11 protein-coding genes are annotated in these 14,447 nt (G+C 68.8%); 5 read left to right on the forward strand and 6 right to left on the reverse strand.

Annotated elements, in window-relative coordinates; translation table 11 throughout:
- Positions 1–286 precede the first annotated feature (286 nt).
- The 3 genes from EXW95_RS20115 (at position 287) to EXW95_RS20125 (ending at position 3,734) form a co-directional block, all read left to right on the forward strand.
- Positions 287–1,507, forward strand: coding sequence for a VWA domain-containing protein (locus EXW95_RS20115; RefSeq protein ID WP_174369278.1), 1,221 nt, complete (start codon positions 287–289; stop codon positions 1,505–1,507).
- 520 nt (positions 1,508–2,027) lie between these two features.
- Positions 2,028–2,507 (forward strand): fasciclin domain-containing protein, encoded by a 480-nt coding sequence (locus EXW95_RS20120; protein WP_174369279.1) that lies wholly within the window; start codon positions 2,028–2,030, stop codon positions 2,505–2,507.
- A gap of 90 nt (positions 2,508–2,597) precedes the next feature.
- The gene (locus EXW95_RS20125; RefSeq protein ID WP_174369280.1) at positions 2,598–3,734 is read left to right on the forward strand and encodes a VanW family protein; all 1,137 of its coding nucleotides are present in this window, start codon (positions 2,598–2,600) and stop codon (positions 3,732–3,734) included.
- Between the two features lie 491 nt (positions 3,735–4,225).
- On the opposite strand, the gene EXW95_RS20130 is transcribed toward EXW95_RS20125, so the two are convergent.
- Positions 4,226–4,837: a hypothetical protein gene (locus tag EXW95_RS20130; RefSeq protein ID WP_174369281.1), complete on the reverse strand. Its 612-nt coding sequence runs from the start codon at positions 4,835–4,837 to the stop codon at positions 4,226–4,228.
- Positions 4,838–5,019: 182 nt separating this feature from the next.
- On the opposite strand from EXW95_RS20130, the gene EXW95_RS20135 reads away from it, so the two are divergent.
- Positions 5,020–6,342 (forward strand): hypothetical protein, encoded by a 1,323-nt coding sequence (locus tag EXW95_RS20135; RefSeq protein WP_174369282.1) that lies wholly within the window; start codon positions 5,020–5,022, stop codon positions 6,340–6,342.
- The gene (locus EXW95_RS20140) at positions 6,339–8,216 is read left to right on the forward strand and encodes an AAA family ATPase (RefSeq protein WP_174369283.1); all 1,878 of its coding nucleotides are present in this window, start codon (positions 6,339–6,341) and stop codon (positions 8,214–8,216) included. The genes EXW95_RS20135 and EXW95_RS20140 overlap by 4 nt, the downstream gene beginning before the upstream one ends.
- Before the next feature lie 162 nt (positions 8,217–8,378).
- Here the strand turns inward: EXW95_RS20140 and EXW95_RS20145 are convergent, their stop codons facing one another.
- The 5 genes from EXW95_RS20145 to EXW95_RS20165 all read right to left on the reverse strand — a co-directional run bounded on the left by EXW95_RS20145 (position 8,379) and on the right by EXW95_RS20165 (position 14,337).
- A complete protein-coding gene (locus EXW95_RS20145) occupies positions 8,379–9,716 on the reverse strand; it encodes an alpha-glucosidase/alpha-galactosidase (RefSeq protein ID WP_174369284.1) in 1,338 nt (445 codons plus the stop codon).
- A gap of 153 nt (positions 9,717–9,869) precedes the next feature.
- Complete coding sequence (locus tag EXW95_RS20150) at positions 9,870–11,207, reverse strand: sugar ABC transporter substrate-binding protein (RefSeq protein WP_254606119.1); 1,338 nt, start codon at positions 11,205–11,207, stop codon at positions 9,870–9,872.
- Positions 11,208–11,317: 110 nt separating this feature from the next.
- Positions 11,318–12,250, reverse strand: a complete 933-nt coding sequence (locus EXW95_RS20155; RefSeq protein WP_174369285.1) for a carbohydrate ABC transporter permease — start codon at positions 12,248–12,250, stop codon at positions 11,318–11,320.
- Positions 12,251–12,308: 58 nt separating this feature from the next.
- Positions 12,309–13,235 carry a carbohydrate ABC transporter permease gene (locus tag EXW95_RS20160; protein ID WP_174369286.1) on the reverse strand — a complete coding sequence of 309 codons (927 nt, stop codon included), beginning with the start codon at positions 13,233–13,235 and terminating at the stop codon, positions 12,309–12,311.
- Positions 13,236–13,335: 100 nt separating this feature from the next.
- The gene (locus EXW95_RS20165; protein ID WP_174369287.1) at positions 13,336–14,337 is read right to left on the reverse strand and encodes a LacI family DNA-binding transcriptional regulator; all 1,002 of its coding nucleotides are present in this window, start codon (positions 14,335–14,337) and stop codon (positions 13,336–13,338) included.
- Positions 14,338–14,447: the final 110 nt, after the last annotated feature.

Below are 14,447 nucleotides of genomic sequence, written 5' to 3' on the forward strand. Positions count from 1 at the left end.
CGTGCCGGGTTGGTCAGGGTGTCCTCCCGTGGCAGGGGCTGGCCTGCGGGGCGTTCTCTCAGGTCGGCCGTAACCGCCGCGTGAACATCATTCGGTGTGGCCCGCTGTGCCGCGTCAGTGGTTGTCGTGGGTGCGTGTGAGGCTGGGGGTGTTCCGGGCTGGCATCTCGCCGCGCTCGTTCCTCGATCCATGCTGACACTCTGAATTGTTGACAACTGAAGTTGTTGATGTAGAGTGAAGCGTCCACCCACCACTACCCCCCACGCGTCCCACCACGAGGTCACCCATGCACATCGAACTGCGCCCCCTGATCCCCACCCTCACCGCCGGACAGGACACCGAACTCGTCATCCACGCCCGCCTCACGCCCCCCACCCAGGCGGCCCGCACCCAGACGCCCCCACGCCTCAACCTCGCCTTGGTCCTCGACCGCAGCGGCAGCATGAGCGGCCAGCCCCTCCACATGGCCCGCCTCGCCGCGCAGACCGCCGTGCGCCAGCTGCGCCCCACCGACCATGTCAGCCTCGTCACCTTCGACGACACCGTCACCACCGTCATCCCCCCGCAGCCCGCCACCGACCCGGACGCCCTGAGCGCCCTGATCGACACCGTCACCTGCGGCGGCATGACCGCCCTGCACGCCGGCTGGCTCGAAGGGGCCACCCTCTGCGCCCAGCACCTCGACCCGGCTGCCCTCAACCGCGTGCTGCTCCTGAGCGACGGCGGCGCCAACGTCGGGGAAACCAACCCCAGCGTCATCTCCAACCACGTCCGCGGCCTCACCGCCCTGGGCGTCAGCACCAGCACCATCGGCCTGGGCGAACACTACGACGATCACCTCATGCAGGCCGTCGCCGACGCCGGCGACGGCAACTTCGAACACATCGAGAACCCGGCCGACCTGCCCCGCTACTTCGAGCAAGAACTCCAGGGCCTCAGCCGCACGAGCGGCCACACCGTCTCCCTGGGCATCGAACCCAACCCCGCCCTCGGCAGCCGCCGCCACGAACTCCTGAACGACCTGCCCCGCACCGACACCGGCCGCGCCAAACTCCCCAACCTCATCCAGGACCGCCCCACCGACCTGATCTTCACCGTGCACGTCCCCGCCCAGCCCGAGGCGAGCGACGTCGGCATCACCCGCATCCGCCTCGCCTGGACCGACCGCAGCGGGCAACGGCACGTCCAGCGCGCCCAGCTGAACCTCCCTGTCCAGCCCGCCGGGTCCCCCGAACCCGCCGAGAACCCCGACGTGCGCCTCCTGACCGAACGCCTGCGCGCCGCCCGCGCCCGCGAGGAAGCCGTCGCGCACGCCGCCGCCGGGGCACCCGAGATATCCCGCGAACGCCTCAGCCGCGAGGTCCGCCGCCTGCATGCCCTCGGCATTCAGGGCCTGCACGGCGAGATCGGCGCCCTGACCTCCCTCGACCAGGACTTCGCGCAGAACGTCCAGCTCGCGCAGAAACGCGCCCGCAGCCAGTCCTACAACACCCGCCGCAGCAAGTGACAGCAGCATTCAGGAGGATGGAAGGGCGTGGGTCGTTGGCCCTTCCATCCTCCTGGAAACCGGTGCGAGACAGAGGAATGCGGGTTCCGGACGTGGAGCCGGCGATCCGGTGAAGTTCCGGATTGTTGGCGAAACAAACGGAATCCGTGTCAGGCGTTCTCGGCGCGGCGCCGCGCCTCCGTCCGGACAGTGGCATCGAGAGGATGGCCCGCCGCACCCAAGAGTCGCGGGGTGCCCGAACCCGACTGGGCGGCGCGTCGACACCAGTGGCTCCGCATGGACGCGCCACGGGGGGCAGCCGCGCGTGCATGACGTCGTCTGCACCTGAATCATGAGAGGATGAGCCTTCACGATGTGAGGCGTGAGAATTGATCAAAGTAGGCGGTCACTCAAAGATTCACTGGGGGAAACAATAACTGTATCGCCGGGCACGACCAAGAGAAGCGCGCAAATTCTAATCTGATGTCCGGTTCGAATCAAAACGGTTCGAGCAAATACTGTGATGCACCGGAGGATGAATATGAAGCGTACGCTGATCATGACGGCCCTGATGTGTTCGACGACCGTGTTCGCAGGCGGGGGCAGCATGGTGCCCGGTGGCCGCACGATCGCCGCGATCGTCGCGAACGACCCCAACTTCAGCACGCTGCTCAGCGCCGTGCAGGCCGCCGGACTGGTCGACACGCTGAACGGCGCCGGGCCGTACACGGTGTTCGCTCCGACCAACGCCGCCTTCGCCAAGATTCCCCAGGCGGACCTGCAGGCCCTGCTGAACGACCGCGAGAAACTGCGCGCCGTGCTGCTCTACCACGTCGTACCGGGTCGCGTCACCAGCGCCCAGGTGACCAAGCTCAGCAGCGCCACGACCGCTGAGGGGAGCGCCGTGTCCATCTCCACGTCGAACGGCGTGCGGATCAACGACGCCCGGGTCACCCGCACGGACATCGGCGCCAGCAACGGCGTGATTCACGTGATCGACACCGTCCTGATGCCCCAGTGACGTCCCCCCGGTCAGCGACCCGCCCCTGAGGCCGCCCTGCCCCGTCCCTCCCGGAACCCGGCGAGGTCGGGGCAGTTCCCTGGAGTGATCATGAACTGCCGAATCTGGGCCCTGCTGCCCCTCCTCGCCGTGTCCAGCGCAGGCGCCCTGACCGTCCAGGTCCGCTGGAGCGTGCCCGAACCGCGCCTCGTTCAGGGGCAGGTGCAGCGCGTCACCGACCATCACGCCCGCACCGTCACCCTCCCGGACGACCTGCCCGGCCGACCCGCCGCCGCGCGCACCGCTGAACTGCGCCGCGCCGGCGCCGAGCTCGCGCGCGCCGTGAACCGCGCGCCGCAGGACATCCGGTTCCGCCTCGAATCCGGCCGCTGGGTGGGCGCCGCCCGCACCGGCTGGACCGTCACTCCCGCCGCCGCCCAGGCCGCCCTGACCGCCGCACTGACCTCCGGGGGCCGGGCGGCCCTGCCCGTGCAGCTCACGGCCCCCACCCGCAGCGTCCGCTGGGCAGCCGGGCAGCGGCTCACGCACCTGGGCGGCGGCCAGTCCAGCTTCGCGGGCAGCCCGGACTTCCGCGTGCACAACATCCGCGTCGGGGCCGACCGCCTGCACGGCACGTGGACCGCGCCCGGCGGGACGCTCGACTTCAACGCCCTGACCGGCCCGGTCAGTGCCACGCGCGGCTTCCGCCCCGGTTACGTCCTCGCGGGCGGCACGCTGCGCCTGGAAGACGGCGGCGGCATCTGCCAGGTCAGCACGACCCTCTTCCGGGCGGCCCTGCGCGCCGGACTGCCCATCCCCGAACGGCACGCGCATTCCGTGCAGGTCGCCTACTACGGCCAGCCCGGCCTCGACGCGGCCGTGTACGCCGGATCGAAGAACCTGCGCGTCCGCAACGACACCGCCGGACCGCTGCTCGTGCAGTTCCGCTGGACGTCCGGGCAGACACTGCACGCCGACCTGTTCGGACGACCCGACGGGCGCACCGTCCGCGTCGAGGGCGGCCCACTGAAGCGCCTTCAGGTGCCGCCCGGCCCGGCATTCGTCCGCGCGACCGACCTCGCCCCGGGCGAGACGCGCCGCATCGACATGCCCGCCACAGGCGGCGTGACCGAAGTGAAGCGGACCGTGACGTTCCCCTCCGGCACCGTCCGCACAGACCGCTTCCGCAGCGCCTACCGCCCCTGGGGCGGCGTGATCGCCGTTCCACCACAAGACCCCCGCCTCTGATACGGGATTAAATTGACTTGCTTGCACCGTGATCGCGTTCCATTGCCCCCTCTCCCCCTGTGGGAGAGGGAGGGAGGAGCGAAGCGACGGAAGGGTGAGGGGGCCACCGGGCGACTCCGAATGATCTGGAATCACTTGAATCCCGTATGACAGCAGACACCTCCCCCAGCCGTCACGGTGGGGGAGGTGTCTGCTGGGCTGACCGTTCAGCCTGGGGGCCGCGCGCCGGAGTGACCGGGTCCGGGAGTGCCCTGCGTCCAGGATTTGATCGAGCCGTAAGCGGTGAACGTTGAGCGTTCAGGGAAAGAGGCTTGAGGAACGTGAATCCTGCGACCTGAACCGTCAGACTTGAGCCTTCAGCGGCGTGTCCCCCGCAGAATCGCGGGGGGGCCGCGCAGGAGACATCCAGTTTCGGAAGTCAGGAAGTGGCCACATGACCCTGTGGCCGGGGCGGTCACGACGCGCGCGTTCGAACGGCCAGCCCCAGGCCCTCAGGGCACCTCGATCACCGTCACGGCGTTGCTGACACTCAGCGCCTGATCCACCTCCGCCAGGAACGCGTCTACCTGATCCGACAGCCGGTCGATGTCTGCCTGCGCGTCCAGCGGATCGAGTAGCCGCGCGGCGTTGCGGTCCATGAACGAGCGGTGCAGCGCCTCGTACTCCGCGCCGCGCGAGCCTTCCTTCCCGAGCAGCGCCTGCGCCTGCTGGTCGAGGCGGTCCTCGGCGCGTTCGTTCGTGAGCTCGACCTGCCGCTGCGCGCCCGCGAGGTCGCTGCGCAGCCGCGCGATCAGGCGCTGATCGAACGCGACGCTGGCCTTGCGTTCGATGGCGGCCGCGACGGTGTACATCTGACCGGCGACGTCCACGGTGGTGCGGGCGTTGCTGGCGACGACGGCCGCCTTGATGGCCGAGCGGCGACGCAGGAGGTCGGCGACACTCTGACGCCGCGCCAGGACACGCTCCGTGAACTCGGCGGTACTGCGGGCCTCGCGGGGTGGGGCGCCGCCCACGGTGAAGGTGACGAAGGTGGTCTCGTCGATGAGTTTGTTGGCGCGCTTCTCGAGGAGTTTGAGCTCACTCAGGGCGCGGGTGATCGTCATGCGTTCAGTGGACACAGGCAGGGACCTCCGGGTCGGACGAGAACACTCGGGACGGGGCGGCGCGGTGAGGTGGCACAGGTGGCACGGCGGCGGGATGACGCGGGAAGACGAACCCTACCGGGCGCGTGGGCCAGCTGTCAAGCGCGTCATCCGATGACGCGCGTCTCCGCTACGCTGCGCACATGACGGCCGCCCCCTCCCTGAACGCTCCGGATCCCGTGGACCGGGACGTGCCGGAAGGCACCGTCATTCACGTGCCCGCCGGTACGGACCTGCGCGTCAACGGAGTCCGGGTCCCCTACACCGCGAACGTCAACCACACGCCGCACATCGTGGACGGCTCAACCGACCACCTCGCCGTGCACCTGCACGACTGGGTGGGCCGACTGGAATTCACGGACGCCGCCGGGCACACCACGACCACCTTCGCGTACCCCAGGAAACTCCACCCGGACCCGGACCGGGCCTTCGCGGCCCTGGCCCGCATGGCCGACGACCTGCGCGACCTGGACCACACCCTGACGTTCCCGCAGGCCCTGCAGGTCTCCACCGAGGGCCTGAGTGTCCTGCCTGGCCACGCCGAACTCGAACGGGCCGCGCAGGACGCCGCCCAGCTCACGCGCCGCTGGTCACGGCAACCCCGGTCCTCCAGCACGTCCCGCGCGCGCGTCGTGCGCGGCGGGGCCGTCCCGGACCGCGTCGACTGGCCCGCGACCTTCGAGCACTGGGGTCGCGGCGCGCCCGGCGAGCACGTCGCCCGTGACCTAACGCCCGGCGCGCCGCCTCAGGGCGCCACTGCCCTGCGGGCGCTGTGGACCGCCCTGCTCGGCGCGGCCCAGCGCGCCGGTCACGCCCCGGTGACGGCGGCCGCCCGCCGGGCCCTGGCGGGCATTCCAGACGATCCTGCCCGCACCCGTACCCGCACCGCGCGGGACGCCATCTCCCTGGCGGCGGAGGCGGCGGCGCAGCAGCTGACCACCACGGTCCGCCGCGCCACGGGTCGACCGACCGGCGCGACCGTCATGCCGGACCTGTACGAACGCTGGGTGCAGGTGCAGGTCCTGCGCGCCACCGGCGCCGTCCACGGCACCTTCACGGCCGACAGTCAGGGCCGCTGGACCGGCGTGTTCCGCGGCCCTGACGTCCAGGTCACCCTCAACCCGAAGCTCGGCTTTCGCGGTGTCGGCGCCGCACACCAGCAGTTCACGCCGGACCTCCTGATCGAGACCGGTGACCACGCCGCCGTGCTGGACGTCAAGTACCGCGACCTGACCCGCCTCGGGACGCCACAGCAGCGGGAACTCAACACGCAACTCCTCACCTACATGGGCGCCACGCACGCCGCGCTCGGCATCGTCGCCTGGCCCGACCCGCGCGGCGCGCCCGACCAGCGGACCGCCATGCCCGGCGGCCGCGCCCACCTCCTGCGCCTCAACGCCCACCCACTGACGCCCCCGGCTGCCTTCGCCGCCACCCTGCTGCAGCACCTCCGAGGAACCCCATGACCCTGACCCACGTGTTCGCGCAGTTCCGCATTCCGGCCGACACCCTCGCCCACCTCCCGGAACCCACCCGCAAAGACCTCGAGCGGGCCGCGCAGGGCGGCCCGGGCGACTGGACCCGCGACGCCCACGGGAACCTCCACGCCGCGCCGATCCCGCTGCCCACACCGGGCCGCGCCCAGCGTACCCTCACGGTCCAGCCGGACTTCGCGTGGCCCGACGCGGCCACGCACGACGCCGCGCGCCGCGCCGCGCAACTCAACCTGCTCGCCTGCGACCTGACCGCCGAAGCGCCCCGCGGAGACGTGAAACTCCGGCAGGTCAGTCTCCTGAGTGACCTCAGCGGTGACCCCCTCCCGCTCTACGCCGCCGTTCCGCGTGCCGTCGTGGCCGCGTGCCGGCAGGAACTGCGTCTCGCGTTCGCGCCGCAGGCCACGGACGTCCGCGCGTACCGGGTGATTCCAGGCGGTGAAACGGTCCGGGCCATCACCGCCGAGGTCGTGACGCGCCTGCGGGACCACCGCCTGCACCGCGTCCGCGCCGTGACCGTGCATGACCTCGAGGTGACCGGCGCGGAACACGTCACCGTCACCCGCCGCGCCGCCTACGCCGAAGGGCTCCCGCCCGCCCCGACCCTGGCCGCGTCCGACCTCGTGACGGCCACGCAGTACGCCCTGAGCGTGCCCTCCCCAGGCCCGTACGGCGTGATCGACGGGTGCCCGCCCGCGGCGCCCAGCGCCGCCAGTGGGCACGACCTGAAGCGCATCACGCAGCCGCCCGCGCCCGCACGGCCGGCCACCCAGACCACGCCCGCGTCCGCTCCCAGCCCCGCGGCCCCGACACCCACCCGGCCACCCGAACCACCCGCGGCCGCCCCGCCTGAACCCACCGCCGAGCAGGCTGACCTGGACCCTGTCCCAGCGCAGGCCCCCCTCACGCCGGACGCCGCGGCCGACACCGCCTACCCGCCACGTCCGGCGCCGGACCCCTGGGCGACGCTGCCCGACAGGGTGGCCGTGGATCCCGACGTCCTGCTCATCGCGCGGCGCACCCTGGAACGCGCCCGCCCCCTGCTGCTGACCGGCCCCCCAGGGGTGGGCAAGACCCTCCTGGCCACCTGCCTCGCCGAGGCCCTGTGCGGCCCGGGCAACTACACGCTGATCACCGCCGACGCCCGCTGGACAGCCAGCGACGTCCTCGGCGGTCTGCGCGTCCAGCCGGGCGACACGCTGCGCTACGCGTTCACGCCCGGCGTGGTGACCCGCGCCGCGGAGCGGCACCGCCAGTCCATGGCCACGGCGGGCCGCCCGCACGCACTGATCATCGACGAATTCAACCGCGCCCCGCAGGACGAGGCGTTCGGTCAGCTGCTCACGCTGCTCGACCCTGCCTACCGCTCACATCTGCCGCTCGTCACCCAGGCCGACGGGGCGCCAGCAGACGTGCACCTGCCCGCCGATTTCATCCTGATGGGCACCATGAACGACGCCGATCAGGACCGCCTGCACCGCCTGAGTGCCGCCCTGCGCCGCCGCTTCACGCTCCTGCCACTCCGGGCACCCACGCACGAACCGGAGTTCCTCACGCGGCGCTTCCCCACCTACGCCGCCGCCCTCGACCACATCTACCGGGTCATCGGTCGGCCCGGCCAGCCCGGCGGACTGCGCGCCCATCAACCGATCGGGACGGCGCTCGTGAGCGACATTCTGGGCAACCTGGATGCCCGGATGGACCTCGACTCCGCGATCAGCGCGGCGCTCGACGGGCAACTCGACGACCTCACGAATGAGCAGGCCGAGCTGGTGGCCGAGCCGCTCGCCGGGACGCTGCCCCGCACGGCCGCACTTCTGAGGCGGTGCGCCTCCTGGCTCGATTGACCGGCCTGTCGCGGGCCAGAAACTCCACCACCGGCCTGGTCTGCTCCCTGCCAGCTGGATGGATGACGCCCGCCTGGCCTTTCACGCGCGGCGGGAGTCATCCCGGAAACTGCCTTCACGGCGGCGGTCCCGATCTGCTGATGAGGCGGGCGCTCGTCCGGTTCAGTCGGCGGCCTGGAGTGCCTGCGGAATGAAGTCGCCGTGCCGTTCCAGCAGGTCGTCCACGAGGTTCCAGATCTGGTCGAGGTCCAGTTCGGCGCTGGTGTGCGGGTCGAGCATGGCGGCGTGGTAGATGTGCTCGCGGTTGCCGGTGACGAGCGCCTCGACGGTCAGGGCCTGCACGTTGATGTTCGTCTGCATCAGACCCGCCAGTTGCGCCGGGATGTGGCCGATGCGGGTGGGCTGGATGCCCTGGCGGTCCACGAGACAGGGGACTTCCACGCTGCACTCGTCGGGAAGGTTGCTGATCAGTTTGCCGCTGCCGGTCGCGGGGGAGTTCATGACGTTGCCGTACACCACGCGTGGTTGCCCGGTCACGATGGAGTGGATGATCAGCGAACCGTACTCGACGCTGCGTTTGACTTCCAGTGGTTCGGTGGGGTCCTGAAGTTTGACGCGCAGGTCCTCCCAGCCGCCGATCTGGCTGACACAGCGGCGCGGGTACTCGTCGAGCGGCACGTTGAATTTCTCGATCAGGTCGTCGCGGCCGTTCTTGATGAAGTACGGGACGTACTCGCTGAAGTGTTCGCTACTCTCGGTCACGAAGTACCCCAGGCGGCGCAGCATCTCGTAACGCACGCGGTTCGCGGGGGGCACCTGGCCGGTGCGGGCCAGTTCCATCAGGCGCGGGTACAGGTCCTGACCCTGATGCTCGAATTTCAGGTAGAAGGCCATGTGGTTGATGCCGGCGCACAGGTAGTCGATCTCCTCGACGGGAATGCCGAGGTCGTCTGCGAGTTCCGATGCGGTGTGCTGCACGCTGTGGCACAGGCCGACCGTACGGATGCGGGGGCTCAGACGTGCCAGTCCCCAGACATTCATGGCCATGGGATTGACGTAGTTCATGTGCAGCGTGTCGGGGCACAGGCGTTCCATGTCGCGGCTCATGTCGGCCAGGACGGGAACTGTTCGGATGCCGCGCATGATGCCGCCGATGCCCAGGGTGTCGGCGATGGTCTGCTGCAGGCCGTACTGCCGGGGCACCTCGAAGTCGGTGACGGTGGCGGGTTCGTACCCGCCGACCTGGATCATGTTGATCACGAAGTCAGCGCCGTCCAGCGCGCGGTGGCGGTCGGTGGTGGCCGTCACGGTGGGGCGCGCGCCGACGGCGCTGGCCACGCGGTGGGCGACCTGTTCGGTCACGTCCAGGCGGGGCTGGTTGATGTCGAACAGGCGGATGTCCGCGCCGGCCAGTTCCGGGAAGCTGAGGATGTCGCCCAGCAGGTTCTTGGCGAAGACGGTGGAGCCGGCGCCGATCAGGGCGATTCGGGGTGCGTTCATGGGTGACCTCGGGCGTGGGTAAGGGGATGGGTGGCTTGGATGTGGGCGGCCAGGGAGCTCTGGCCGCCGTGCGTGATCTGATGTTCCAAGGGCCTCTGGCACAGTATTGGAACGTTCAATATCGTGCTGGAACGGATGGGCCTGCAGGGCGGATCACTTCAGCAGGCTGTTCACCTTGTCGTTGGCTGTTTTCACGATGTCCGCAGCCTTGCTTTTACCGCCGAAGACACCCTGCAGGGCGCTGCTCATGACCGAGTTCACCTCGCTGCCCTTATCGGAAATCGGGAAGTAGAAGGTGCCGCCCTTGAGTTTCGCCTGTGCGGTGAAGACCGACACGTCCACGCCGCGCTGTTTGAAGGCGGCCAGGGCCAGGTTCGTCGAGGCGGGAATGGCGGGCAGGACCACGCCGCTGCGGCCCACGAGGTCCTGGCAGGAGCGGCTGCCCAGGAACTTCACCCATTTCCACGCGGCGTCCTGGTTCTTGCTGCCTACCCAGATCGAGTCGGCCAGACCGTTGAACATGCTCATGCGTTTGCCGTTGGGTCCCTTGGGCAAGGGTGCGATCCCGACCTTGAACGGCAGTTTGCTGGTGTAGTCGCCGATCATCCACGAGCCGTTGGTGACCATGGCGGCCTTCCCGGCGCGGAACAGGGTGTCGCCGGACGTGCCGGCCGCGCCGCTTTCCTGGAAGCTGGGAATGTACCCGTACTTCAGGTTCAGGTCGGCCAGCCACTGGATGGTCTGTGCGAAGCGGGGGTCACTGTAGTTGTACGAGTTGCTGAACGGGCCTGCGGTGGCGCTCCAGCCGAGCGTGGCCGCCAGGAACGACCACTGGGTCTGCCCGTTGAAGTTCGCGTCGTAGTTCGTCTGGTAGCCGTACTGCGTGACGGCCTTGCGGTTGAACTTGCCTGACAGGCCGTTGTTCCCGTCCCGGTCGACCGTCAGGCGCGCGATGGCTTTCTGGTAGGTGCCGCCGTCTTTGGGGTTCCAGGTGAGGTTGCTCAGGTCACTGGGTTTCATGCCGGCTTTCTTCAGCAGGTCGGTGTTGTAGAAGATCGCGACCGTGTCGAAGTCCTTGGGCAGGCCGTACTGCTTGCCGCCGCGGCCCCACAGGTCTTTCAGGCCGGGGTAGTAGATGTCGGTGGCGACCTTGTCCCGCGCGATCAGCGGGGCGAGGTCCACGAGTTGGTTGTTCGCGGCGAACTGCGGGTAGAACGCGAGGTGGTTGGTGAACACGTCCGGCGCGGTACCGGAGACCATGCCGGTCGTGATGGCCTGCCAGTAGTCGTCCCAGCCTTTCTGGCTGATCTTGATGCTCACGTCCGGGTTGGCTTTCGTGAAGGCGGCGGCGCACTGCTGGTAGGCGGGCTGCTGGTTGCTGTCCCACAGCCAGTACTGCAGGGTGGTGGCAGCCTGCGCGCTGCTGGCGAGGGGACCGGCGATCACGGTCAGGGCGGCGGTCAGGCTGAGCGTCTTGTTCAGGTTCTTCATGGTGGTCTCCTGCGGAAAGTGAGGGCGGCGGGACAGGGCTGCTACCGGAAGGGGCTGCTACGGGAAGGGACCGCAGGGAGCGGGTGGAGCGCGGGTGCGGCGGCGCATGGTCACTTGGCGCCGCTGAAGGCCAGCGATTCCACGACCCGGCGGCCCAGTACGATCAGCAGCAGGAACACGGGAATGATGGCGACGAAGGTTCCAGCCATCAGTCCGGTCCAGTCGGGCGCGCCCTGTGGCGTCTGGGTTTTGAAGACCTGCAGCGCTACCGGCAGCGTGTACGCGGCCTCGTCACGGGCGATCAGGAAGGGCCAGAAGAACTCGTTCCACATGCCGATGGTGGTCAGGATGCCCAGCGTGATCAGCGGTCCCTGGCTCATGGGGAGCGTGATGCGCCAGAAGATGGTGAGGGGGCCGGCGCCGTCCAGGTAGGCGGCTTCCTCGGTCTCGCGGGGCAGGGACAGGAAGAACTGCCGCAGGAAGAACACGGCGAACGGCGACATCAGGACGAAGGGCGCGACCATGCCGGGCATGGTGTTCAGCAGGCCCAGGTTCTTGATGGTCACGAAGTTGGGGATGGACAGCACGATGGCTGGGATCATCAGCGCGATCAGGAACAGGGTGAAGATGGCGTCCCGGCCGGGGAATTTCAGGCGGGCGAAGGCGTAGGCGGCCATGGCCGAGAAGAACGTCTGGCCGATCACGATGATGAAGGTGAAGACGGCGCTGTTCTGCATGGCCCGCGCGAAGCTGATGGAGCTGCCGGACCCGCCGGCGGCCTGCGCGGCTTCGGGGCTCAGCAGGCCCAGGACGCGCTGGAAGTTGATCAGGGTGGGCTGGGCGGGCCAGAGCGTGCTGGCCTCGCCGAACAGGGCCTGATTGGTGGTCAGCGCCGTTTTTAGAACGATAAATATTGGGAACACGGAGATCACGATCATGACCGCCAGGGACACCCAGGCCAGTGCGCGGCCCGGCGTGAGCCGCGTGCGGCGGCGCGCGGGAGCAGGAAGAGCGGAAGCGGAAGCGGGGGGAACCGTGGTCATTTCAGAACTCCTTGACGTGGGAGGCGGTCGACGCGGCCAGCCTGGTGGGCGGCGCAGGTCAGTCCAGGTCGGATTCGTTGGCCCGCAGCAGGCGCATCTGCATCAGCGTGAAGAACACCAGCAGCGCGAACAGCAGCATGCTCATGGCGGTCGCGTAGCCCATCTTGAAGAAGGAAAAAGCGTTCTGGTAGATGTAGTACACCAGCACCTTGGTCGAATCGACCGGGCCGCCCTGCGTGGTCACGGCCACCGTATCGAAAATCTGGAACGACCCGATCACCGACGTGACCAGCACGAACACCGTCACCGGGCGCAGCAGCGGCAGCGTGATCCGCCAGAACGTGCGGCCCTCACTGGCCCCGTCGATCGCGGCGGCCTCGTACACCGAGCGCGGAATGGCCTGCAAGCCCGCGTAGAACAGCAGCGCGTTGAACCCCACGTGCTTCCAGATGTTCACCATGGCAATTGTCGGAATGGCCTGATCCGCCCCCGTGAAGAACGCCTGCTTGCCCAGCGGCGTGGCCGCCAGCCACTGATTCACGATGCCCAGCAGCGGGTCGAGCATCCACAGGAAGATCAGGCCGACCAGCACGTTCGACAGCAGGTAAGGCACGATCAGCAGGCCCTTGACGAACATGCTTTTCACCAGGCGGTCCATCGCCACGGCCAGCACAATGGCCAGCAGCGTCTGCAGCGGAATGTTCCACGCGACGTACTTCAGGGTGATGCCCAGCGACCGCCAGAACTGCGGGTCACGGAGGGCCTGATCGTAGTTCGCCAGTCCCACGTTGTTCGGGGCGCTCAGCAGGTTCCAGTCCGTGAAACTGATCTGCAGGCCGCGTAGCGCCGGGTAGAGGTAGAACACGGCGAACCCGATCAGGGCCGGCAGGATGAACAGGTACCCCACCAGTGCCTGAGAGCGGTTCCGGTGACGGCGGGCTGCAGCCTGAGCGGCGTGTGGAGCTTCATGGGTACCGGTGGTCATACGTTCTCCTGTGGTGGGGGGTCCGGGTGCCGGGTCTGGAGGGAGCCCGGTGCTGTTCCGGGCGGACGGAGGCGCAGACACGTCCTGTCCGGGGAGAGTGTCAGCTGGAGTCCCGCACGACCAATTCGGTCGGGAAGCACCGGGCGGGCTGATCCTCACCGGTCTCGATCAGGTTCAGCAGGTCCTGCACGGCGGCGCGCGCCATGGCCTCATGCGGTACGCGCACCGTGGTCAGGCGGGGCGTGGTGTACAGCGTGAACTCGAAATCGTCGAAGCCACTGATCGCCAGCGTACCCGGCACGTCAATACCCAGCTGATGTGCGGCCAGCAGCGCCCCGGCCGCCATGCGGTCGTTTCCGGCCAGGATCGCGTCCGGGGCGTCACCCTGAAGCAGCGTGCGGGCGGCCCGTTCGCCGCTGTCGAACGACCAGTCGCCGTTCACCACGCGGCCCCGAAGGCCCAGTTCCTGCACGGACGCCAGAAACTGCTCGTGGCGTTCCACGCCGGAACTGCCGGGGTCCGCCAGTGGGATGATCAGTGCCAGATCACGGCGGCCCTGCGCGGCGTGGTGGGCGACCAGTTCACGCATGCCGCCCCGGTAGTCGGCGAACACGGTGTTCACGAGGGTGTCGTCGAAATGCTGATCGAACATGACGCTGCTCATGCCCCACTCGCGGGTGGTGCGCCACTGCTGCGCCGTCATGTTCTGGCCCACGATCACCGAGCCGCCCATCTGGCGCTGCAGGAAGCGCTGGCGCAACCGGTCGAAGGTCTCCGGCTGCTCTCCGAGCAGGAAGGCCACGTTCATGGTGTAGCCGCGCAGGTCGGCCTCAGCCACGAAGGACGACTGGATCAGGTTGCGGTAGGGGTCGGCAATCTGGTCGGCGTCGTGGTTGTAGAAGGCGCAGCACAGCGCGGTGATGCGCGCCTCCCGCAACGCCTTGGCGGCCACATTGGGGTGGTAGTCCAGTTCGGCCACGGCCTTCAGGACGCGCTGGCGGGTGGCGGGCCTGACGTGCGGGTGGTCGTTCAGGACGTTGGAGACGGTCTGGTGAGATACGCCGGCGTGCGCAGCGACGTCTTTCAGGGTGGCCTGGGACATGGGGGTTCTCCGGCAGGTAAAAGGAATGGACGGGAGCAGATCTCCCGACTGATTTGAACGTTAAAAAAATCTAACATAAGATTTCGCTCCTGTCAATTTGATCTGCCCCC

The sequence above is a fragment of the Deinococcus sp. JMULE3 genome, from assembly GCF_013337115.1.
In the GTDB taxonomy this organism is placed as follows: Bacteria; Deinococcota; Deinococci; order Deinococcales; family Deinococcaceae; genus Deinococcus.